This window comes from Sphingopyxis sp. L1A2A (assembly GCF_005502465.1).
Classification (GTDB): domain Bacteria; phylum Pseudomonadota; class Alphaproteobacteria; order Sphingomonadales; family Sphingomonadaceae; genus Sphingopyxis.
In genome coordinates this window covers 15,986-37,859 of sequence record NZ_SCOT01000030.1, presented here as the reverse complement: position 1 = coordinate 37,859, position 21,874 = coordinate 15,986, and the positions used below count along the sequence as shown (strand labels likewise).

Genomic DNA, 21,874 nt, shown 5'->3' with positions numbered 1-21,874 from the left:
GAGCCGGAGGGTCAGGCGGACTGTGCCGCGATCGGCGAGGACCAGCCCGCCCGGAGCCTCATCGCCGCCGCCGATCAGGCGCAGCGGCGGGCGCGCGAAGGGGTCGGCGCCGAGCAGCGCGAGCGCGCGATCTAACCGGTCGCGCAGCCAGCAGGCGTCGGTGAGCCAGGGCAGCAGCGCGGTGATCATGGCGTCGGCGGGGGCCGCCGCCAGCGCGTCGATCGCGGCGAGCAGGCCGCCGGGCGCGGTATCGGCGGCGGTCCATTCGGCGTCGAGCTCAGCCACCGCGGCGCGCATCGCCAGGCGGCGCGCGGTGTCGGCGCGGGGGAAATGATCGTGGCGGGAGCGTTTTTCCGGCATCGCGCGCAAGGCGGGAAAGGATGGCCGGCGCACGGGCCGCCCCGCCCTTCCCGCCGACCGATCAGTCGTAAACGATCAGCGCGATGGTGACCGCGATTTCGAACACCGACGGCCCCGACGACGCGCTGTCGCCGACGAGCGAGCCGAACAGCCCGACCGCGGTGTCGAGCAACGGCAAGGCGTCGATTTCGATGGCTGGCAGACCCATATTCCCCTCCTGATGTGACCGGCGGCGCGACCTGCCGCCGCAAACCGGGCTACGGATCGGGACGCCGCGCGCCAGTTAACTTACCGTAATCCAGGCCATGTCGCTGGTCGAACGCGGCTTGCCCGCGGCGCGGCGCGGCATAGGATGCGGCGACCAAACCGGGAGATTTGCCATGCACCGCCCCCTTGCCGCCGCCGTTCTGGCGCTGCTGATCGCCGCGCCCGCCGCCGCCGAAACATTGCTGATCGGCAACAAGGGCGAGGATAGTCTGAGCCTGATCGCGCTGGCATCGGGCGAGGAACTGGGGCGATTGCCGACGGGCAAGATGCCGCACGAGATTGCGGTGTCGCCCGACGGCAAACAAGCGGCGGTGGTCGCTTATGGCGGAACGACGATCGATGTGTTCGACATTGCGGCACGCAAAAAGGTGAAGACGATCGACCTCAGCCCGAACCAGCGGCCGCATGGGTTGCTGTGGCTGGCCGACGGGCGGCTGGTGGCGACGACCGAGGGCAGCCAGTCGGTCGCGGTCGTCGCGCCCGATGGCAAGCTGACGTCGATCGCGACGGGGCAGCAGGGGTCGCATATGGTGGTGGTCGCGCCCGACAACCGCACCGCTTATGTCGCCAATATCGGATCGGGGACGGTGAGCGTGCTCGATTTGCAGGCGGCGACCAAGCTGCGCGATCTGGCGGTCGGCGGCAAGCCCGAGGGGCTGGCGCTGGCCAAGGGCGGGCGCGAGCTGTGGGTCGGCGATCTGGCGGCGCCGCGGGTGTCGGTGTGGGACACCGCGAGCGGCGCGAAGATCGCCGAACAATCGGTCGATCCGGTCGCGATCCGGGTGCTGACGAGCCCCGACGGCAAGCTGATCGCGACGAGCAATATCGGCGCGGGAACGATCAGCCTGTTCGATGCCGAAACGCGCGCGCCGGTGCGGACGATCCAAGTGTCGGAGGGGGATGCGGCGCGGCAGGTGACCTTGCTGTTCAGCCCCGATTCGCGGCGGCTGTATGCGGCGGAGACGGGGGTCGACAAGGTCGCCGAGATCGATGTGGCGAGCGGGCAGGTGCTGCGCCGGATCGCGGCGGGGAAACAGGGCGACGGGCTGGCGATTGCGCCTTAGGCGAGTCGGGAATTTTGCGGTGGGGAGCTGCCTTTCCCCTCTCCCGTCGGGAGAGGGATACGCAGGCTTGGTTGCGCAGCAACTAGCCGAAGTTGGGTGAGGGGATCACCCACCGACTACGAAGACCAACCTCAGACACCCTCACCCAACCCTCTCCCAAGGGGAGAGGGCTTTATGTCCACAATCGGTCGTTAGCTGTCGTTCGGCGTCGCCAGCCAAAGCGAGAGCCCCCGCGGCGCGTCGGCGGGCGGCGCTTCCACGACATGCCGCACCGCGTCGGCGCGGGCGCGGGCGAGGATCGCGGCGGGGATGCTTGCAGGGTGGAAGATGTGATCGGCCTCGCCCAGCAGCCGTGCGGCGCGGAGGGTGAGGTCGTCGGGGTCGGCGCTGGTCAGATGGATCGTTTCGAGGCGCGAAGGCTGGGTGGCGGCATCACTTGCCAGCCAGCTTTCCACCTTGTCCGCCGCTGCCCCATCGAGCGGGTCGAGGGCGCCGCCGCTCGCCAGCGCGGCGTCGATCGCGCGGCGGCGGTCGGCGGCGGCGGGCCAGCGCGCCTTCATCGCGTCGCGGGCGGCGTGGAGCGCCGATGCCAGTTCGCCGAGGCGGGCGGGAAGCAGCGCCTCGATCCGCTGGCGCACCGCCTTGGCGAGGCCCGCCGACGCGCCGCCGGTACCGATGGCGATGGTGACAGGGGCGCGGTCGACGATTGCCGGGGTGGTGAAATCGCAGAGGTCGGGGCGATCGACGACGTTGACGAGCAGGCCGTGAGCGCGGAGGGCAGCTGCGGCGGCGCGGGCTTCGGCTTCGTCGTCGAGCGCGACGAAGGCGATGGTGGCGCCCCGCTCCCACGCCGGGACGATGCGCCCGCCGGCGCGTTCGATCAGGCGGGCCTTGGCGTCGGCGGCTTCCCCCGCCCCTACCAGCACGACGGTGCGGCCGGTGAGGTTCAGGAAGATGGGGAGTTGGTGCATGGATTGGCCCTAGAACAAGCCGCGCATTTCACCAATCGTCATTGCGAGCGAAGCGAAGCAATCTCCAGCGTGAGGGCGGTGCAAGGTCGATAGCTGGAGATTGCTTCGTCGCTTCGCTCCTCGCAATGACGAGGCTTAGTCAATCCAATCCGGCACGCGCTCGGCGGCCATGATCGTGCTGGCGGCGATGCGGTCGGCGACCTTGATGTAGCGGTCGCCATCAACGAGCACCTCGGGCACCAGGCTGCGGCTGTTGTAGGTCGACGCCATCGTCGCGCCATAGGCGCCCGCGGTGCGGAACACCGCGAGGTCGCCCGCCTCGACCTTGTCGGTGACGCGGTCGCGCGCAAAGGTGTCGCCGGTTTCGCAGACCGGCCCGACGATCGACGCGGTCATCTTTTCACCGCTCGGCTTGACCGCGACAAAGTCGTGATAGGCATCGTAGAGCGCCGGGCGCGCGAGGTCGTTCATTGCGGCATCGACGATGACGAACGGGTTGGTCGCGCCGGGCTTGACCCACAGCACTTCGGTCAACAGCACGCCGGTGTTGCCCGCGATGACGCGGCCGGGTTCGAACATCAGCGTGACGTCCCAATCCTTGGTCACCCGCGCGACCATCGCGCCATAATCTGCCATCGACGGCGGATTGTCGTCCGCCTTGTAACGAACGCCCAGCCCGCCGCCCAGATCGACATGGGTGATGCTGTGCCCCGCGGCGCGCAGGTCGGCGACGAGGCGGCCAACGCGGGCGAACGCCGCCTCGAGCGGGTCGAGGCTGGTCAGCTGGCTGCCGATATGGACGGCGATGCCGCGCATCTGGAGGCCCGGGAGCGCCGCGAGACGCGCGAAGATGTCGGGCGCGACGTCGATGCCGACGCCAAACTTGTTGTCGGCCTTGCCGGTCGAAATCTTGGCATGGGTGCCCGCATCGACGTCGGGATTGACCCGGAGCACGGCGCGCGCGGTCATTTCCTTCGCGAGCGCGATTTCAGCGAGCGCGATGCCCTCGGGTTCATGTTCGATGTTGAACTGGCCGATGCCGCGGTCGAGCCCCTGCGCCAGTTCGGCGCGGGTCTTGCCGACCCCCGAAAAGACGATGTCCTCGGGCGCCATGCCGGCGGCGAGCGCGCGTTCGAGCTCGCCGCCCGACACGACGTCGGCGCCATAGCCCTGCCGCGCCAGCACGCGCAGCACGCCGAGGTTGGGGTTGCTCTTGATCGCAAAGGCCAGGTGCTTGCGCGGCACGTCCTTCAATCCGTCGCGAAATTCCTGTGCATGGCGTTCGAGCATGGCGCGCGAATAGACATAGACGGGGGTGCCGATTTCCTCGGCAATGCGTGACAAGGGAATGTCTTCGGCATGGAGGACGCCGTCACGAAGTGCAAATTGATCCATTGGATTAATTCCTAGTCATATTTTCCCGTTCGCATCGAGCGAAGTCGAGATGCCCCTAAGGACGGAGCCACACCGATGGGCGTCTCGACTTCGCTCGACACGAACGGATTATGTGAATGCAGTTTAGCTCAGCCCGGAGGCGGCAAGTCAAAATCGTCGGGTTCGCGTTGTTCGGACCGTTTGAGAAGTTCGTCGCTGCGCGCAGGCCGGGCCTGCGCGTCGGGCGTCGTAAGCTCCTCCGTGGTCGGGGCGCGGGCGGCGCCGACGGGAACGACCGGGGCGGGCTGGCCAGCCACCGGCTTCAGATCTTCCTTGCTGCCGCACGCGCCGAGCAGCGCCGATGCGGCAATTGTTGCCATGATGAGGCGCTTCATCGCCATCCATTACTTCCTTCCAGCGCGGCGCGGGCCGCAGCGATCGCCTGCCTTACCCGTTCGGGGGCGGTGCCGCCATAGCTGGTGCGACTGGCGACCGACGCCTCGACGGTCAGCGCCGCCAGCACATCGGATGTCACGGCGGGATGGATCGCGGCAGCGTCAGCGGCGGGCAGCGCCGACAGCTCGACGCCCAGTTCTTCGGCGCGCTTGACGCAGGCACCGACGACATGATGCGCCTCGCGGAACGGCAGGCCGTTTTCGCGCACGAGCCAGTCGGCAAGATCGGTCGCGGTCGAATAGCCCGACGCGGCGAGCGCGCGCATGCGGTCGGTGCGGAAGGTCAGCGTTTCGACCATGCCGGTCATCGCGGCGAGCGACAGCGCGAGCGCGTCGAAGGCGCCAAAGACGGTTTCTTTGTCGTCCTGCAGATCCTTCGAATAGGTCAGCGGCAAGCCTTTGACGATCACGGCGAGCCGCTGGAACGCGCCGAGCAGTAGCCCCGCGCGCCCGCGCACCAGTTCGGCGGCGTCGGGGTTGCGCTTTTGCGGCATGATCGAGCTGCCCGTCGACCACGCGTCGGGCAGGCTGATGAAACCGAAGGGCTGGCTGGCCCAGATGACGATTTCTTCGGCGAGGCGCGACAAATGGATCGCCGCGATCGACGCCGAGGCGCAAAATTCGAGCGCGAAGTCGCGGTCGGAGACGGCATCGATGCTGTTCGCCATCGGCCGGTCGAAACCCAGCGCGGCGGCGGTGGCGTCGCGGTCGATCGGAAAACCGGTGCCCGCGAGCGCCGCGGCGCCGAGCGGCGATTCGTTGAGGCGGCGGCGCGCATCGGCAAAGCGGCCGCGGTCACGGCCGAACATTTCGACATAGGCGAGCAGATGATGGCCGAGCGTCACCGGCTGCGCGACCTGAAGGTGGGTGAAGCCGGGCATGATGCTGCCGGCATGGTCTTCGGCGCGTGCGAGCAACGCAGCCTGCATCGCGGCGAGCCCGGTGTCGATGCGCTCGCACGCGGTGCGCGTCCACAAGCGGAAGTCGGTCGCGACCTGATCGTTGCGCGAGCGCGCGGTGTGGAGACGCCCGGCGGCTTCGCCGACCAGCTCCTTCAGCCGCGATTCGACGGTCATATGGATGTCTTCGAGCGCGAGGTCGACGGGGACGCCGGTCGCGGCAAATTCTTCGGCGATCTGGGCGAGGCCGCGGTCGATCTGAACCGCGTCGTCGGCGCCGATGATGCCCGCGGCGCCGAGCATCGCGGCATGGGCGCGGCTGGCGGCGATATCCTCTTCCCACAGGCGCTTGTCGACCGGGATCGAGGCATTAATTTCTTGCATGATCGCGGCCGGACCGCCACCGAAGCGGCCGCCCCACATGCTATTGCTGTCCGGAGTATTCGCCATCCGCCGCGTTCCAAGCCCGTATCTTGCGATCCTCGCCGTGTTTCTGGCCGGATCGATCGCGGGCTGCGATAGGGAAAAGGCGGGCGGCGGGCAAGCCGGGGAAGGCCAAGCAAATGTTTCGCCGGGCCAAGCGAAGGGGCTGGGTCAGTTCGAATATATGATCGATCGCAGCCACAAGGGCAAAACGGCGCCGACGGTGGCCTTTCGCGGTCCCGACGACACGCCGGTAACGCTGGCGGATTTTCGCGGGCGTCCGCTGCTGGTCAATCTGTGGGCGACCTGGTGCGCCCCGTGCGTTGCCGAGATGCCGACGCTCGATGCGCTGGCGGCCAAGAGCGGCGCGGCGATGACGGTGATCGCGGTGGCGCAGGATTTGCAGGGTGCCGAGGTGGTCGATCCGTGGTTCCAGAAGGCGGGGCTGAAGGCGCTGCAACCCTATCTCGACCCGCAGAACGGGCTGCTCGATGCCGCGAACAGCGCATTGCCGACGAGCATCTTTTACGACGCCGAGGGGCGCGAGTTGTGGCGGGTTGTCGGGGCGATTGATTGGCAGGGGGATGAGGCGAAGGCGTTGCTGGCTGAGGGCAATTAGTCCTCCCTGTCGCGTAGCGATGGGGAGGTGGCAGCCTCGAAGAGGCTGACGGAGGGGCTTTGGCGCCACCGTCGCTGCCCCTCCACCATCCGCTTCGCGAACGATCCCCCTCCCCATGGCTTCGCCACAGGAAGGATTTGAAACAGGAAAAGGGCGAGCGCCCCATGACGCCCGCCCTTCCCTTGCGACCCAGAGCAAGCTCCGGGGAAACTTAACCGCCGACCGTCACGCGGCCGCTGCGATAGCCCTTCTTGCGCATTTCCTTCACATAATCCTTGTCGGCGTCGACGACCTCGTTCTGCCATTCATCCCACGCATCCCAGCGATCCTCGCGGTCGGTCGAATGGCGCAGGTCGCTGGTCAGCTCCTTTTCCGCCTCCAGAATGTCGGCTTTGTAATTATACCAGGACTGGTTGACGACGCCCGCGATCGGCGCGGTGCGGATATGCGGTGCTTCAAATCCCGGCGGCTGCGAGCCATAGGGAACGGCGGCGGCAACGCTGACGGGAAGCGCCAGGGCCACGGCGAATAGGGTCCATTTTTTCATCGTCCATCTCCTGATTGGCCGCCCGCATGCGGGCCGGTCAGGGGAGTCAACGAAGCAGGCGGCGAATTTCTTCCCGGCTAAACGGAGATTCGGCACGGCTGGTGGTGGAATTGAAGCTGCCCACCTCCTTGGTCGTCATTGCGAGCGTAGCGAAGCAATCCAGGGCGGTTTACGCCTACTCTGGATTGCCGCGTCGCTTCGCTCCTCGCAATGACGATAAATATGCTCAGCCCGGGTGCGCCTCATCACCCACCGCCGAGCGCAGCAGACCGCGGAACACGTCCTGCGCGCTGCGTTTGCCCTGCGTCACGTCGAACACGTCGCGCGCGATCGGCATGGCGAGATTGTAGCGTTCGGCAAGCGCGATGACGGTCGGCGCGCTTTTCACCCCCTCGGCGACCATGTTCATCCCCGCGATGATCTCTTCGATCGGGCGGCCCTTGCCCAGTTCGACCCCGACATGGCGGTTGCGGCTGAGCGGGCTGGTGCAGGTCGCGATCAGATCGCCCATGCCGGTCAGTCCGGCAAAGGTTTCAGGGCGGCCGCCCATCGCGACGCCGAGCCGGGTGATTTCGGCGAGCCCGCGCGTCATCAGGGCCGACCGTGTGTTGTCGCCGGCGCCCTGGCCGTCGCCCATGCCGACCGCGATCGCGATGATATTCTTGAGCACCCCGCCGAGTTCGCAGCCGAGCAGATCGGTGTTGGTGTAAACGCGGAACAGGCCGGAGTGGAACACCGGCTGGAGCGCGCGGACGACAATCTCGTCCTCCATCGACAACACGCTCGCCGCCGCCTGCCCGGTCATGATCTCGCGCGCGAGGTTGGGGCCGGTGAGGACGCCGACCGGGTGGCCGGGGAGCACTTCCTCGATCAGCTGGGTCATGCGTTGGCCTGACGACAGTTCGAGCCCCTTGGTCAGGCTGATCACCGGCACCCAGGGGCGCAGATGATTGCGCGCCTCCTGAAGCACCGCTCGAAAGCTGTGCGAGGGGACGCCCATGATCAGGACGTCGGCGCCGGCGACGACTTCGGCCATGTCGCCGGTCGCGCGCAGCGCCGTCGGCAGCTTGATGCCGGGCAGATATTTGCGGTTCTCATTGTCGTTGTTGATGCTGTCGACGGTCTCCGCATCGCGCGCCCACAGGGTGATCGGCGCGTTGCGCGATACGACCGAGGCGACCGTCGTACCCCAGCTGCCCCCACCGAGCAGGCCGACCTTCAGGCGCATATTTCTCTCCCCTGTTTTGTGGGGAGAGTGGCGGGGGAATGGCGGGTTGGCAAGCGACGCTTGTCCCATTCGCCATGCCGGACTTGATCCGGCATCCATGGCCGACGGGGCGTCATGGACCCCGGATCAAGTCCGGGGAGACGAGGTTTAGGACTGCCTGGCGAGAAACGCCTTCATCACCGCCGCCGTCGCTTTGGGATCCTCGATCATCGGGACGTGGCCGACATGCTCGAAGATATGGCTCTCGCTGCCCGCAATCCCCGCTTCGAGCACCGCGACGCAGCTGACGTCGAGCAGGCGGTCGTGGCGGCCCCAGAGGATCAGCGTCGGCGCCTTGACCGCGCCCAGCCGGTCGTTGAGCGGCTGGTCGCGGCCTTCGTTGGCGATCGTCCAGAAAATCCCGTCGAGCTGATCGCGATATTTGAGCGCGTCGGCGTAGAGCACGGGTTTCAGCCGCCCCGGGATATAGGGCGGTTTGTGGACGACCATCGCGACCAGCCGGTCAGCGTCCTCAAGGCCCGCAAGGACGAGCGGATTATAATCCTCGTTCGCCGCCTGTTTCTGGAGGTCGCTTTCGTTGGCGCCGTTGACCCCGGCGTTGTTGAGCAGGATCAGGCTGGCGAGCGCCTCGGGATAGTCGATCGCGTAGCGCAGCGCGATCCAGCCGCCCATGCTGTTGCCGCCGAGATGCGGACGGTGAAGGCCAAGGATGTCGGCGAATTGCTTGAGCCGCGCGGTCTGCGCTTGCAGGTCATAAGCGAGGTCGGGGTTGCGCTCATTTTCGCCGAAGCCCGGCAGGTCGGGGGCGACGACATGATAATCGCGCGTCAGATGCGGCGCGATCATCGACCAATTATCCTTGTCGCCGGCAAAGCCGTGGACGAGCAGCAATAACGGCTTCGCGGGGTCGCCGCCCTCCAGATAGGGCCAGCTGCGGCCGTCGACCATGACGCTTTTCTGCACCATCCGCCCGCGCTGGCGGAGCAGCGCCCGCCCCAGTGCGACGAGGCGGCCGGGGAAGATGAAATACATCAGCGCCAGTGCGATGAGCGGCGCGAAGAGGAGGATGAGGAGGATACGCATGACTTTAAAACTGTCCTCTCAATCCGTTCGTGTCGAGCGTCGTCCAGACACCCATCGGGGGCGCATGCCTTCGCGTGTCTCGACTTCGCTCGACACGAACGGGATTTGGAGTGGGCCTAATGCCGCGGAACATGTGCATCGAACCAGTCGATCAAATTGTCCAGCACCGCATCGCGTTCCGGCTCGTTGTAAATTTCGTGGAACAGGCCGGGATAGATTTTGAGAATCTTGTCCACCGACCCGCTATGGTCAAACAGATATTGCGAGCCTTCGGGCGATGCGAGGCTGTCGGCTTCGCCATGCTGGAGCAGGATCGGCAGCTTGATGCGCTGCGCGCCCGCCTGCGCCGCGGCCATCGCGTCCATGAATTCCTTGCCCAGCCGCGCGCCGATCTTGCCCGTATAGACCAGCGGGTCGGCGAGATAGGCGGCAACCACCGCGGGATCGCGGCTGACCCCGTTCGCATCGAGGGACAACACGCCGAGCCGCGGGAAGAAGCGCGAGAGAAAGCGGCTGATCCACACGGTAAAGCGCGATGGCGGCGCGGCGGGGACGATCGCGGGGCCCGACAGCGCCGCCGCGACGAACGCCGACTGGCGTTCGATCAGGAACAGCGTTGAAATCAGTCCGCCCATGCTGTGGCCGAGCAGCAGGCGCGGGGTGGCGCCATGGTTGACCTCGACCAAGGTCAGCAGTTCGGCCATGCCGTCGGTGAACGCCGAAAAGCGCGGGACGAAACCGCCATCGCCGTCGGACAGCCCATGCCCCCAATGATCGATCGCATAGACGGCGTAACCGGCGTCGGTCAGCCGTTTGGCGACATGACCGTAGCGCCCCGCATGTTCGGCATAGCCGTGCGCGAGCAGCACCACGGCTTTCGGGAGGCCGGCCGGAAGCCAGTGGGTGATATGGAGTTTCGCCCCGGCGCCGGCCGATCCCGCGGGCAGGATCACCGCCGCCATGTCAGCGGATGGCCTTTTTCAGCGCCGCGGTGCTGCGGTGGCCGGGGCCATCGTCGCCCGCTCGGTCGATCCGCGCCAAAATGCCCTCAAGCGCGCGGCTGATCGCGGTCTGGGTGCGGACCATTTCGACCTTGGGCCAGGCGGTGCGTTCGCCGGTGTCGATCAGCTCGTCGATATCCTCCTGCCCCAGATCGCTCAGAATCTTGGCCGGCGACCAGAATTTGGGCGGGCGGATGATGTTGATGTCGCCGGTATATTCCTGGTTGATCACCGACCGCGCCATATTGGCGAGGCTGTTGAGCGGCGGCACCCATTCGAGCGGCTTCTGAAAGATGATCATATTGGCGTTCAGCCACGCCTTGAAGGTCGCCATCGACGCATGCTGGATCGCCTCGATCGGCGCCATCTGTTTGCGGGTGTCGGTCGCGAAGGGCAGCGCGATCGGGTTCGCCTGGCTGACGATATGATGGTTGACGCCATAGAGGCGTTCGAGCCGTTTGGTCGGGATGTCGTGGGTCACCGACCCGTCGACCCAGCGCCGGTCAGGCTGGTACGGGATGCGGTTGCCCGCATCGTCGCGCGCCATCAGCATCACCGGCGGAAACACGCCGGGCACCGCGCAAGAGGCCAACACCGCTTCGCGGATCAGCACATTGGGGGCGGTGATCGCATTGAGCAGGCGGCCGTTCTGATGCTTTTCGGCGGGGGCGACCGAGACATTTAGGTGGCGGCCGCTGATCTCGAACGCTTCCTGAAAGGTCAGGTCGGGGATCAGGTCGGCCAGCCGGTCGCGCACCTCGTCCGAGGCGAGGCGCCGCCCGTCGGTACCGCGGTCAGGATTGGCTAGGCGATCGCTGGCGAGGAAGGCGCCGATTTCGCTGTCCTTGCGGGTGCAGACGACCGCGGCGACGATCGACCCACCGCTGGCGCCCGACATGATCGCGGGCAACACGCCTTCGGACCACAAGGCCTTGACCACCCCGATGTGGAAAAACAGGAAGCTGCCCGAGCCCGAGAGCAGCAGCGCCGAGCGGCCGTAGCAATGCTGAGCGCGGCGGAAAAAGTCGCGCTTTTCCTCGCGGCTGATGCTGCGCGCCGCGGCGATCTTGTCCAATGAGGCGACGACTTCGGCGACATACGCCTCGATCAGCGCCTTGGTGCCGAAGCGTGCCTTTTGATAGAGGCGCTCGTGGCCCATGCCGTCGATATTGCCGTGGATGCCTTCGTTCAGGACGAACAGCAGCCCCTTGACGTCGCCCGCCGCCGACAGCTTGCGCAATTTTTCGAGCCGGGCGCGGATCGCCTTATAGTCGAAATGCTTGCTCTCGTCGGCGTCGCGCCACGTCTGGAGCCCCGATTTCTTGTCATGTTCGCGCGCGGCCTTGGCCCAGGCGATATAATCGGGCGCGGTCACGAGATCGCGGTCGGCGCTGAGCGTCGGGGTAAAAAGCATGTAGTCGTCCTGCAAGACATGGTTTATTTTTTACGAGTCTTGCCGGTTGCGTTCGCTTTAGCAACCGGTTTCACCCTGCCCTTTGCGGCAGGTTTTGGGACGGCTTTCGGTTTTGGCTTGGGCTTGGCCGCCGGTATCGGCTTTGCCGTAGCGGCTTTGGGCTTTTCGGCTTTCGGCACCGCTGCCATCAGGTCGGCAAAACTTTCCTCGATGCACGCTCTGAAAAAGGCGATGTCGGGCATCACCGCGCGCTCGGAGATCAGCGAAAAGGCGATGCGGCCATTGTAGCTGGGGGTCGCGACGAAGAGCCCCATATTGTTCGCCAGCGGCGCCATGCCGTGCTGCGTCACCAGCTGCGCGCCCGCGAGATAGAGCGGCACCTGCGCCCCCGGCACGTTCGAGATGAACAAATTGGTGCCGCGCACCGCGAAGCGTTCGCTGGTCACCAGCCGCGCCACCGCCGCCATCGTCGCGCCCGGAATATGCTGCGACAGGTCGGTCATGATCCGCGCGCTGACCCCGGCCTTGGCTTCCTTCGCCTCGACCGTATAGTCGCGGACCGCGGCGAGGCGCGCGAGCGGATCGGCGATGTCGGTGCGGACCGGGACGCTCATCGCCGATACCTGATTGCCGGGAGTCGAGGCCTTTCCGGCGCCCTTGTCTTTGCCGCGCAGGTTGATCGGCGCGATCGCGACCAGGCTCTCCTTCGGCAACTCCTTATGCTTGGCGAGATATTTGCGCAGCGCGCCGCCGACCGTCGTCAGCACGACGTCGTTGACCGTCGCGCCGGGCACTTTCTTGCGAACCAAGGCGACATCGGACAGCGCCACCGACGTCCCGTCGAACATCTTGTGCGGCCCCACGGGGACGTTGAAGCGCGTTTCGGGGACTCCAGCGGTCATCCCGCCCTCGGCCATCGCCTTGCGCGCCGACGAGATGATCGCGGGCGACATTTTCATCAGCGCGTTCACGAACTTGACCGGCGATTGCAGCGACGCCGACCAGGCGCGCGACAGCGTCTCGGTGCTCGACGGCGGATCGCCCAGATCCTCGACCGGTGGTGGTTCGGCAATCGCCGGCGTGCCCGTGGCATCGATGTCGCTCATCGCGATGAAGGCGTGGGCGCCCGACGCCCCATCGACCGCGGCATGGTGGACGCGGTGGAGCATCGCGAAACTGCCCTTCGGGATACCCGGAATGCGGTCGAGCCCCTCGATGATGTAAATGTCCCACAGCGGGCGGTTCATATCCATCGGTTTGGAAAAATAGCGCGCGACCGCGATGCAGAATTGCCGCCAGTCGCCGGGCTCGGGCAGCCGCGCGTGGCTCATATGCGCTTCAACGTCGAAATGCTCGTCCTCGACCCAATAGGGGTGGTCCATGTCGAACGGCAGGCGGTGCAGGCGGCGCTGGAACAAGGGCGAAGTATGAACGCGGCTTTCGACGTGGCGGATGATGTCCTTGAAGCGCACGAAGCCGCCCGGCGCGGTCGAGGGATCATAGATATAGACCCCCATGATGTGGGTCAGGTTGTTCGCGGTCTGGGTGTAGAGGAACTGGGCGTCCTGCGCGCTGAGCTGTTTGAGCATGTTAATCGCCTTCCTGATCCGCGATGCAAAACGCTTCGTCATTGCGAGGAGTCCCGGACTTGATCCGGGGCGACGTGGCAATCTCCAGCTTGCGGGGTTGCGCGATTTCGATGGCTGGAGATTGCTTCGCTTCGCTCGCAATGACAAAAATGGGAGGCGGCATGTTCATTCCCCCATCCCCGGCAGCCGATCCGCCAGCGCCACGGTCGACAAGCGCATCGTTTCCATCACGTTCGCCAGCCCGCGCAGTTCCGTCAGCAACGCGCGGCGCGCGGCGAGGATGTCGGGGGTCGCGGCCTCGGCCAGCCCCATATGGCGCATCAGCGACAGGCCGTTGGCGAACAGCAATTTGCCGATCGCCGCCTCGCTGCTGATCCGGCGCAGCAGATAGGCCTGTTTGCCCTCGGTCAGCGCGGCGTCGAGCAAGACCTTGTCATCGACCGCCTCGCCCGGTTTCGCGCGCGCGAGCCGGTCGGCGACGACCGAATAAGCCTCGGCAAAGGGCAGCAGGATCGCGTGGCCGACGACCGGCTGGCAGCGGCGCAGCAGTTGCGCGATGCCGCGGTCGCCGCTGGCGAGGCGGCGGTCCCAGACCGGGTCGATGCGTTCGAGTTCGGCGCGCAGTGCGGCCATATGCTCGTCGCGCGGCGGGTAGAAGAATTCAAATTTGAACAGGTCGCGCAGCCGGTCGATCCTGGCCCAGAAGGCCGCGGTTGCATCGCCGCTGTCGGCATCGCGCAGCTCGAACAGCGCCAGCTCGATCATCGCGCGGTCGAGGAAATGATGCGCGACGATGTTGCGATAATAACTCGCCATCGGATGTTTGGCGGGGTCGATCGAATAGACGCGCTCGCTGCCCGCTTCGTAGCGCGTCAGCAGCCCGCTTTCGACCAGCGTATCGACCGTTACCGCCAGCGCAGCGCGATCACCGCTGGCGAGTTCGCTGCTGATCCGGATGCTGCGGGCGCGCGCCCAGTCGGTCACCGCGGCGAGCGCCCCGAGCACTTCGGCGGCGGTGGCGCCGCGCGGCGCCATGCCGAGCAGGATCAGGCACATCACCGAGGTGACGGTGAGCGGGGTGACGCGGTTCGCCTCGACCGCCACGGCAAAGGCGATCTTTTCGAGCGCGCGCTTGTCGTCGGCGCCGGGGGCGGTGTCGATGACCACCGGATTGCCGATGTCGAGCCGGATGCGGCCCGAGGGTTCCTTCAGGCTTTTCATATAGCCGAGGAACCACGACAGGCTCTCGGGCTTTTTGTTGCGCCCGGTCTGTTCGGCGGCATATTCCTCGACATCGCGGATCAGGTCGAAGCTGGTGACGAAGGGGACGAAATGCACCCCGCGCGTCCCCGTCGCATGCGCGGCGTCGAGGACATATTTCATCAGCCCATATTTGGGCGGCATCAGCTTGCCGAGCCGCGAGCGGGTGCCCTCGAACGCCCAGCTCAAGGGGAAACGCTTGGCGAGCAGCCAGGCGATATAATGGCGCAGCACGAGTTTATAGACCGGCTGATCCTGAAAGCTGCGGCGGATGAAGATCATGCCCGAGCGGCGGAAAAATTCGCCCATCACCGCGAAGTCGAGATTGGCGCCGCCGAAGCTGTGCAGCATCGGCATGTCGTTTTCATAGGTGAGGCGGCTGGGGGTCGCGCCATCGATATAGGTTTTGTGCGTGAAGAGGATCGCGGTCGGATGTTCGCGCAGGATCGCGCGCAGCCGCGCCAGCTCGGCCGCGTCGACCTCCATCTCGGGCGCATAGCCACCGAACATCATGCGGTCGAGCCGGGCGCGCAGGTCGAGGAACAGCGCGCTGGGCCGCGCGATGACTTCCTTCATCAGCGGGCGGGCTTCGCGGAAAAGCTCGGCGACCGGGCGGCCGGTCGCCTCGGACAGCTCGGCGAGCGCGGCGCGGAATTTGGGGCTGGTGCGCAGGCCGTCGGCGACGAAGCGCGGCACCTTGTAGCGGGTGCCGCGGATGCCGCGCTCGGCGACGTCGAGCGCGAGTCCCGCCTGCCGAGCGACGAAGCCCGCAAATTCGGCGCCGTCGGGGCCAGCCGCGTCGCCGCCGCCGGTTTGCGCCGCGAACCGGTCGCGCAACGCATCGAGCGTCGCCGCCTCGCCAACCAATATCTGCGCCCGGCGGCGGTCGCGGAGCAGGATCAGCCGCGCGCGGAGCGAACCGGGATGGCGCGGATCACCGAACAATATGTGGCGGAATTTGAGCGCGCGGTCGCGATCGAACCCCGGGATGCGCCACGCCACGCGCAGCGGCACCACCAGCCGCGACGGCTGCCCGTCGAGCCGCGCACGGAGGGTTTCGAGCGGCAGGGCGTGATCGTCATCCTCGATCGCGAGGCTGGCCCATTGAGGGTCTTTATCGCCAGCGGTGGCGTGAACCCAGTCGAGCAGCAGCTGCCGCTCGACCCCGTTGCGCGCGTCGATGATATAGAGCCGGTCGGCCGCGTCCTCCGTTGCGACGGGCGGGCGGGGCGTTCCGTCGGCCATGCTCCTACGCCTCCTCCGTCATTGCGAGCGAAGCGAAGCAATCCAGGGCGGTTTGCCCCACACTGGATTGCTTCGCTCCGCTCGCAATGACGAGGTGAAACATGCGCTAGGCCGCCCTTCCCTTTCGCGGGGAGGCTTTCTTGGCGGGTGCCTTTCCCTTCACGGCGGTTTTCTTCGCCGCGGCCTTTTTCGGTTTCGCCTTTTCGGCTTTGGCTTCGGGCGCGGCAGCCTCGGCCGCGGGTTCCTTCGCCACCGATTCCGCAACGCTTTCCTCGGGCTGGCCCAGCGTGCGCAGGAACATGTTGCGGACGTCGCGGACATGATTGCCCATCGTCCGCGCGCTCCATTTCGACGTGTCGACCGGCGGCAGCACGGTGACGCGCACCGTCGCGGGGCGCATCACAAACTCGTTCTTCGGCGCGACGTCGGTCGCATTATGGATGACGATCGGGACGATCGGCACCCCCGCCTGCATCGCCAGGTGGAACGCGCCCTTTTTGAAGGGCTCGAGCTTCGGGGTCAGGCTGCGCGTGCCTTCGGGCGAGATGCAGATTGATTTGCCCTCGATCTTGATCGCGTCGACCAGCGGCTCCATTGCCTTGATCGCGCTCTTGCCGTCGGCGCGGTCGACGAAGACGGTGCCGCCCCATTCCATCAGCTTCCCCAGGATGGGGATATTCTTGATCTCTTTCTTGCCCACCCCGCCCATATCGCGGCGGATGAGCTTGGCCAGGATCATCACATCGGCCTTGCTCTGGTGGTTGAAGATGAAAACGCAGGGGCGCGAGGACCACAGATTCTTTTCGTCCTCGACCTCGAGCTCGACCCCGGTGATCGCGGTGGCGAAATCGCCGAACAGTCCGATCGAGAAATTTGCGGCCTCGCGCTGCGAGCGGGTGAGCGCCCAGATCGGCAGCCCCGCAGCGAAGGCGCCGACGAGCGAACCGGTGGCGTAGATGGTGCGGGTGTAATCGACCCACGACGGCGTGCCGCGGCTGCCGAACCGCTGGACCGGCCAGCCATTTTCCTCGGCAATCGCTTTCAGTTTCAAATTGGGATTGAGCGGGCGCGGTTTGCCGACGCGTTCGAGCAGTTCGATGTCGTCGTCGCTGTCCGAATAGAAAAAGCTCTGATCGAGATCGAGGCCATATTCGGCGGCAAGTTCCTCGGCCGCCAGCACCTTGCCCTCGCCGAAGCACAGCGGGCGGATGATGTCGCCGGTGAAGACGCCGTCCTCGATTTCATAGGCCGAGCATTTGATGTCGGTGATGCCGAGGTCGCGCGCGGTCGGTTCGATCTGGTAGATCGTCGCCGACGAGATGATCGCGACGCGGTGGCCCTTCGCCTGATGCGCTTCGATGATCGCGCGGGTTTCGGGATATATCTTCCGCGCGATATGCTTTTTGTAGAGCTCTTCGCCGAATTGGGTGAAACTCTCTTCCTCGACGCCTTTCATGAATTTCGCGGCGCCCGACATCAGCCCGGAAAAGCCGATGGTGCCGAGGCTGTGCTGCGCAATGACCTGCGCGGTCTCGGCAATCTCTTCCATCGACATTTCACGGCGCTGAAATTTCTCGCGCAGCATCGCGGTCGCCGAATAGCCCGAGATGATCGTGCCGTCGAAATCGAACAGGGCGGCGATATGCGATCCGGGTTCGGACGCGAGTACTTCTTCCAAATGCGGTTGCGGTCTTGGCACGCGCATCTCCCCACGGGCGGCTTGTTTGCCGCCTTATCCCTGCACGATGGCAGGTAAGATGGGGTTAATCAATGCGGCCATTATTCGTCCCAGCGAAAGCTGGGACCGCTGGCGGTTTGCGCAGCGACGAAGGAAAAGACCGGCAGCGATCCCAGCTTTCGCTGGGATGACGATCAGGCTTTGAGCGCTGCCGCTTCGCTTGCCAGTGCCTCGATCCGGGCCGGGTCGAGCGGCCCCGACGGGACGACCCAGCTGCCGCCGACGCACAGCACCGCTTCGAGCGCGAGCCAGTCGGGCGCGGTCGCGAGGCTGATCCCGCCGGTCGGGCAGAAGCGCGCTTGGCCGAAGGGTCCAGCGAGCGCCTTGAGCGCCGGGATGCCGCCGCTGGTCGCCGCAGGGAAGAATTTGAAGCGGTCGAGGCCAAGGTCCATGCCGCGCATGATGTCGCCGGCGTTGGCGGTGCCGGGCAGGAACGGAATGCCGCTGGCGACGGCGGCTTTGCCCAGATTGTCGGTGAGCCCCGGCGAGACGATGAACTCGGCGCCGGCATGGATCGCCGCGGCCAGCATCGCGGGATCGAGCACGGTGCCTGCGCCGACGACCGCGCCCTTGACGCGTTTCATCGCCGCGATCGCGTCGAGCCCGGCCGGGGTGCGCAGGGTGACTTCGAGCACCGTCAGCCCGCCCGCGACGAGCGCCTCGGCCATCGGCACCGCGTCCTCGACCCGGTCGATGACGATCACCGGGATGACGGGCGCGAGGCGCATGATCTGGTCGATGGATTGGCTCAAATGACGGACTCCATAGCAGCAAGGACCGCCGACCCGCCCTTTTCGGCTTCGTCGGCGTGGTGGCGGAACAGGGCGAACAATTCGCGGCCGACGCCCAGCGCAGGCGGCGGGGCGACGGCGGGCGAGCGCGCAGCCCAGATCGCAGGATCGACGAGTGCGAGCACCTCGCCTTGGCGGGCGCAGACGCGGACGATGTCGCCGTCGGCGAGGAAGGCGAGCGGGCCGCTGACGCCGTCGGGGCCCGGCAAGGCCTCCGGCGACAGATGGATGACCGCGGGCACCTTGCCGCTGGCGCCGGACATGCGGCCGTCGGTGAGCAGGGCGACGCGGAAACCGCGGTCTTGCAACACACCGAGCGCGGGGGTCAGTTTGTGCAGCTCGGGCATGCCGTTGGCGCGCGGCCCCTGAAAGCGCACGACGACGATGACGTCCTGTTCGAGTTCGCCCGCCTTGAACGCCGCCAGCACCGCATCCTGATTGTCGAAAATCCGGCACGGCGCCTCGATCGTCCAGCGATCCTCGGCCACCGCACTGGTCTTGATGATCGCGCGGCCGAGATTGCCCGCGAGCAGGCGCATCCCGCCGTCGAGTGAAAAGGGCGCGGCGACGGGGCGCAGCATCGTGTCGTCGCGGCTGGTCGCGGGGGCGGCCTGCCATTGCAGCGCGTCGGCGACCAGCACCGGCTCGGCGGCATAGTCGGCCATCGTGCCGCCGACGGTCAGCACATCGCCGTGCAGCAACCCGGCATCGAGCAATTCGCGCACGACATAGCCGATGCCGCCCGCGGCGTGGAAGTTGTTCACGTCGCCCGCGCCATTCGGATAAACGCGTGCCAGCAGCGGCACCGCGTGGCTGAGCTCGTCAAAATCCTGCCAGTCGATGATGATCCCCGCCGCCCGCGCGATCGCGGGCAGGTGGATCGCATGGTTGGTCGATCCGCCCGTCGCGAGCAGGCCGATCGCGGCGTTGACGATCGCCTTTTCATCGACGCAGCGCGCCAGCGGGCGATAATCGTCACCGCCCCATCCGATTTCGGCTACCCGGTGCGTCGCGGCGCGGGTCAGTTCCTGACGGAGCTTGGTGCCAGGGTTGGTGAAGGCACTGCCGGGGATGTGCAGCCCCATCAGTTCCATCATCATCTGGTTGCTGTTCGCGGTGCCATAGAAGGTGCAGGTGCCCGCGCCATGATAGCTTGCCGCTTCGGCGTCGAGCAGTTCGTCGCGGGTCGCCTTGCCCTCGGCATAAAGCTGGCGGATGCGCTGCTTTTCCTTGTTCGCGAGGCCCGAGGGCATCGGCCCGGCGGGGATCAATATCTGTGGCAGATGGCCGAAGCGGAGGGCGCCGATGAGCAGGCCGGGGACGATCTTGTCGCAGATGCCGAGCAGCAGCGCGCCCTCGAACATCGCATGGCTGAGCGCGATCACGGTGCCCTGCGCGATATTGTCGCGGCTGAACAGCGACAGGTCCATGCCCGCCTGCCCCTGCGTCACCCCGTCGCACATCGCCGGGACGCCGCCCGCGACCTGCGCGGTCGCGGCGACTTCGCGCGCGAACAATTTGATCTGTTCGGGGTAGCGGCCATAGGGCTGATGCGCCGAGAGCATGTCGTTATAGCTGGTGACGATGCCGATGTTCATCGCGCCGCCGGTGCGGATCACCGCCTTGTCGTCGCCCGCCGCGGCAAAGCCGTGCGCCAGGTTGCCGCACGACAGACTGCCGCGGTTGGTGCCGGCGTCGCGCTGGCGGTCCATGAGGTCGAGGTACGCGGCGCGGCGCGGCGCGCTGCGGGCGATGATGCGGTCGGTGACCGCGGCGATGGTGGGGTGGAGGGGGGTCATGCTGTACCTTTTCCCTTCTCCCCTTGCGGGAGAAGGATACGGAGCCTTGCGCCGGAGGCGCTAGGCGCAGTTGGATGAGGGGTTGCGAGCCAGAGGCTCGCGCGGTCCTGCGGACCACAACCCCTCACCCAGCTTCGACTAGGCAGCAAGCTGCCAAGTCTGCGCATCCCTCTCCCGCAAGGGGAGAGGGGGTTTGTCTGCTCAATCATGCCAGCTCGCCCCGTCGCGTTCGATCAGCGCGATCGCGCTCGATGGGCCCCAGCTGCCCGCGGTGTAGGTCTGCGGCGTCATATCGACGGCGGCCCAGGCGTCGCGGATCGAATCGATCCACTGCCACTGCGCCTCGACCTCGTCGCGGCGGACGAACAGCGTCTGGTCGCCCTCGATGAAGTCGAGCAGCAGCCGCTCATAAGCAATGCGCCGCCGCTCGCCGGCAAAGCTGTGCGAGAGCGAGACGTCCATCGTCACTTCTTTGAGTTTCACCCCGTCGCGGTCGAGCCCCGGCTGTTTCGCCATCACCCGGACCCGGATATTTTCCTCGGGCTGGAGGTTGATGATCATCATATTGGCGTCGAGCTTGCCCGCCCCGACGCGCGCAAAAATGTTGTGCGGCACCGGTTTGAACTGGATCAGCACTTCGGACTTGCGTTCGGGCATCCGCTTGCCGGTGCGCAGGTAAAAGGGCACGCCCTTCCACCGCCAATTGTCGATGAACGCCTTGATCGCGACGAAGGTTTCGGTGTTCGACGGCTGGCCGAGCTCGTCGGCGTAGCCGGTCACCGCGCCGCCGTTGACCGCGCCGCTGCTATACTGGCCTTTGACGCTGTGCGCCTTCACATCTTCGGCGGTCATGCGGCGGAGCGAGCGCAGCAGCTTGACCTTTTCGTCGCGCACTGCGGTCGACGAGACGCTCGACGGCGGCTCCATCGCGATGATCGCGAGCAATTGCAGCATATGATTCTGGACCATATCCTTCAATGCGCCGACCCCGTCATAATAGGACACGCGGCCCTCCAGCCCGACGGTTTCGGCGACGGTGATCTGGACATGGTCGATCGCCTGCGCGTTCCACAACGGTTCGAACAACATATTGGCAAAGCGCAGCGCGAGCAGATTCTGCACCGTTTCCTTGCCGAGATAATGGTCGATGCGGAACACGCGGTCCTCGGCAAAGGCGTCGCCGACCTGGGCATTGACGTCGCGCGACGAGGCAAGGTCGTGACCGATCGGTTTTTCCATCGCGATTCGACATTCGGCGCACGCGATGCCCGCGGCGCTCAGCCCCTGCGCGATCGGGCCGAACATCGACGGCGGGGTTGATAGATACACGCCGATCGGCCGCTGCATCCGGCCGCCGAGCAGCGCCGCCAATTCATCATAGCCGGTGCCCGCCCCGGCATCGATCGCGCAATAGTCGATGCGCGCCAAAAAGGCATCGACGATGCCCGGCTCGACGCGGTCGGCGGGGAGATGTTCGGTCAGCGCCGCGCGGACCTGGGCGTGGAACGCGGCGCGGTCCATCTGCGAGCGCCCCGACCCGATGATCGTCAGCGCGTCGGCGAGCAGCCCATCGAGATGGAGGTTGTAGAGCGAGGGAAAGAGCATACGCTGCGCCAGGTCGCCCGTCGCGCCGAACAGCACCAGTGTCTCGACTTTCACGCTCACCACAATCCCCTTGGATATCCAACAGGGGAAATGGCGGAGCGGGGGCATGATTGCAACGCGCATACGTAAGCCGCGCCAGTTC

Annotated in this window: 20 protein-coding genes; 2 read left to right on the top strand and 18 right to left on the bottom strand. The window is 66.3% G+C overall.

Annotated features, from left to right (window positions below; translation table 11 throughout):
* Together FFS68_RS14275 and FFS68_RS17950 are read right to left on the bottom strand one after the other, a co-directional pair.
* Window positions 1-393: hypothetical protein (locus tag FFS68_RS14275; RefSeq protein WP_137753865.1), on the bottom strand; the 393-nt coding region annotated here is incomplete at its 3' end.
* 28 nt (window positions 394-421) lie between these two features.
* Window positions 422-568: a hypothetical protein gene (locus FFS68_RS17950; protein ID WP_171003893.1), complete on the bottom strand. Its 147-nt coding sequence runs from the start codon at window positions 566-568 to the stop codon at window positions 422-424.
* A gap of 172 nt (window positions 569-740) precedes the next feature.
* Here FFS68_RS17950 and FFS68_RS14270 point away from each other — a divergent pair, with 172 nt between their 5' ends.
* Window positions 741-1,691 (top strand): YncE family protein, encoded by a 951-nt coding sequence (locus tag FFS68_RS14270; protein ID WP_171003892.1) that lies wholly within the window; start codon window positions 741-743, stop codon window positions 1,689-1,691.
* A gap of 191 nt (window positions 1,692-1,882) precedes the next feature.
* Here the strand turns inward: FFS68_RS14270 and FFS68_RS14265 are convergent, their stop codons facing one another.
* The 4 genes from FFS68_RS14265 to argH all read right to left on the bottom strand — a co-directional run bounded on the left by FFS68_RS14265 (window position 1,883) and on the right by argH (window position 5,840).
* On the bottom strand, window positions 1,883-2,662 hold the full coding sequence (locus FFS68_RS14265) for a bifunctional precorrin-2 dehydrogenase/sirohydrochlorin ferrochelatase (RefSeq protein ID WP_137753863.1): 780 nt from the start codon (window positions 2,660-2,662) through the stop codon (window positions 1,883-1,885).
* A gap of 135 nt (window positions 2,663-2,797) precedes the next feature.
* Entirely contained in the window at window positions 2,798-4,057 is a 1,260-nt protein-coding gene (gene lysA / locus FFS68_RS14260; protein WP_137753862.1) for a diaminopimelate decarboxylase, read from the bottom strand.
* 128 nt (window positions 4,058-4,185) lie between these two features.
* Window positions 4,186-4,437 (bottom strand): hypothetical protein, encoded by a 252-nt coding sequence (locus FFS68_RS14255; RefSeq protein WP_171003891.1) that lies wholly within the window; start codon window positions 4,435-4,437, stop codon window positions 4,186-4,188.
* Complete coding sequence (argH, locus tag FFS68_RS14250) at window positions 4,428-5,840, bottom strand: argininosuccinate lyase (protein ID WP_249340166.1); 1,413 nt, start codon at window positions 5,838-5,840, stop codon at window positions 4,428-4,430. Before argH ends, FFS68_RS14255 begins: the two co-directional genes overlap by 10 nt.
* Here argH and FFS68_RS14245 point away from each other — a divergent pair.
* Complete coding sequence (locus FFS68_RS14245; protein WP_137753861.1) at window positions 5,812-6,432, top strand: TlpA disulfide reductase family protein; 621 nt, start codon at window positions 5,812-5,814, stop codon at window positions 6,430-6,432. The two genes, argH and FFS68_RS14245, sit on opposite strands and share 29 nt — an antisense overlap.
* Window positions 6,433-6,643: 211 nt before the next feature.
* Here FFS68_RS14245 and FFS68_RS14240 read toward each other — a convergent pair whose 3' ends face one another.
* The 12 genes from FFS68_RS14240 to zwf all read right to left on the bottom strand — a co-directional run bounded on the left by FFS68_RS14240 (window position 6,644) and on the right by zwf (window position 21,732).
* Window positions 6,644-6,979 carry a hypothetical protein gene (locus FFS68_RS14240; RefSeq protein WP_137753860.1) on the bottom strand — a complete coding sequence of 112 codons (336 nt, stop codon included), beginning with the start codon at window positions 6,977-6,979 and terminating at the stop codon, window positions 6,644-6,646.
* A gap of 226 nt (window positions 6,980-7,205) precedes the next feature.
* Entirely contained in the window at window positions 7,206-8,207 is a 1,002-nt protein-coding gene (locus FFS68_RS14235) for an NAD(P)H-dependent glycerol-3-phosphate dehydrogenase (RefSeq protein WP_137753859.1), read from the bottom strand.
* Window positions 8,208-8,354: 147 nt separating this feature from the next.
* Window positions 8,355-9,290 carry an alpha/beta hydrolase gene (locus FFS68_RS14230; RefSeq protein WP_137753858.1) on the bottom strand — a complete coding sequence of 312 codons (936 nt, stop codon included), beginning with the start codon at window positions 9,288-9,290 and terminating at the stop codon, window positions 8,355-8,357.
* Window positions 9,291-9,406: 116 nt separating this feature from the next.
* The gene (locus FFS68_RS14225; RefSeq protein ID WP_137753857.1) at window positions 9,407-10,252 is read right to left on the bottom strand and encodes an alpha/beta hydrolase; all 846 of its coding nucleotides are present in this window, start codon (window positions 10,250-10,252) and stop codon (window positions 9,407-9,409) included.
* Between the two features lies 1 nt (window position 10,253).
* Complete coding sequence (locus tag FFS68_RS14220) at window positions 10,254-11,705, bottom strand: DUF3336 domain-containing protein (protein ID WP_137753856.1); 1,452 nt, start codon at window positions 11,703-11,705, stop codon at window positions 10,254-10,256.
* Window positions 11,706-11,728: 23 nt separating this feature from the next.
* Window positions 11,729-13,294 (bottom strand): wax ester/triacylglycerol synthase family O-acyltransferase, encoded by a 1,566-nt coding sequence (locus FFS68_RS14215; RefSeq protein WP_137753855.1) that lies wholly within the window; start codon window positions 13,292-13,294, stop codon window positions 11,729-11,731.
* A gap of 1 nt (window position 13,295) precedes the next feature.
* Window positions 13,296-13,463 carry a hypothetical protein gene (locus FFS68_RS17945; protein ID WP_171003890.1) on the bottom strand — a complete coding sequence of 56 codons (168 nt, stop codon included), beginning with the start codon at window positions 13,461-13,463 and terminating at the stop codon, window positions 13,296-13,298.
* Complete coding sequence (locus FFS68_RS14210) at window positions 13,460-15,799, bottom strand: glycerol-3-phosphate 1-O-acyltransferase (protein ID WP_137753854.1); 2,340 nt, start codon at window positions 15,797-15,799, stop codon at window positions 13,460-13,462. Before FFS68_RS14210 ends, FFS68_RS17945 begins: the two co-directional genes overlap by 4 nt.
* Before the next feature lie 106 nt (window positions 15,800-15,905).
* A complete protein-coding gene (locus FFS68_RS14205) occupies window positions 15,906-17,504 on the bottom strand; it encodes an HAD-IB family hydrolase (RefSeq protein WP_137753853.1) in 1,599 nt (532 codons plus the stop codon).
* A 167-nt stretch (window positions 17,505-17,671) separates the two neighbouring features.
* Entirely contained in the window at window positions 17,672-18,289 is a 618-nt protein-coding gene (gene eda / locus FFS68_RS14200; RefSeq protein ID WP_137753852.1) for a bifunctional 4-hydroxy-2-oxoglutarate aldolase/2-dehydro-3-deoxy-phosphogluconate aldolase, read from the bottom strand.
* Entirely contained in the window at window positions 18,286-20,127 is a 1,842-nt protein-coding gene (edd, locus tag FFS68_RS14195; protein WP_137753851.1) for a phosphogluconate dehydratase, read from the bottom strand. The genes eda and edd overlap by 4 nt, the downstream gene beginning before the upstream one ends.
* A 201-nt stretch (window positions 20,128-20,328) precedes the next feature.
* The gene (zwf, locus tag FFS68_RS14190; protein ID WP_249340167.1) at window positions 20,329-21,732 is read right to left on the bottom strand and encodes a glucose-6-phosphate dehydrogenase; all 1,404 of its coding nucleotides are present in this window, start codon (window positions 21,730-21,732) and stop codon (window positions 20,329-20,331) included.
* Window positions 21,733-21,874 lie beyond the last annotated feature (142 nt).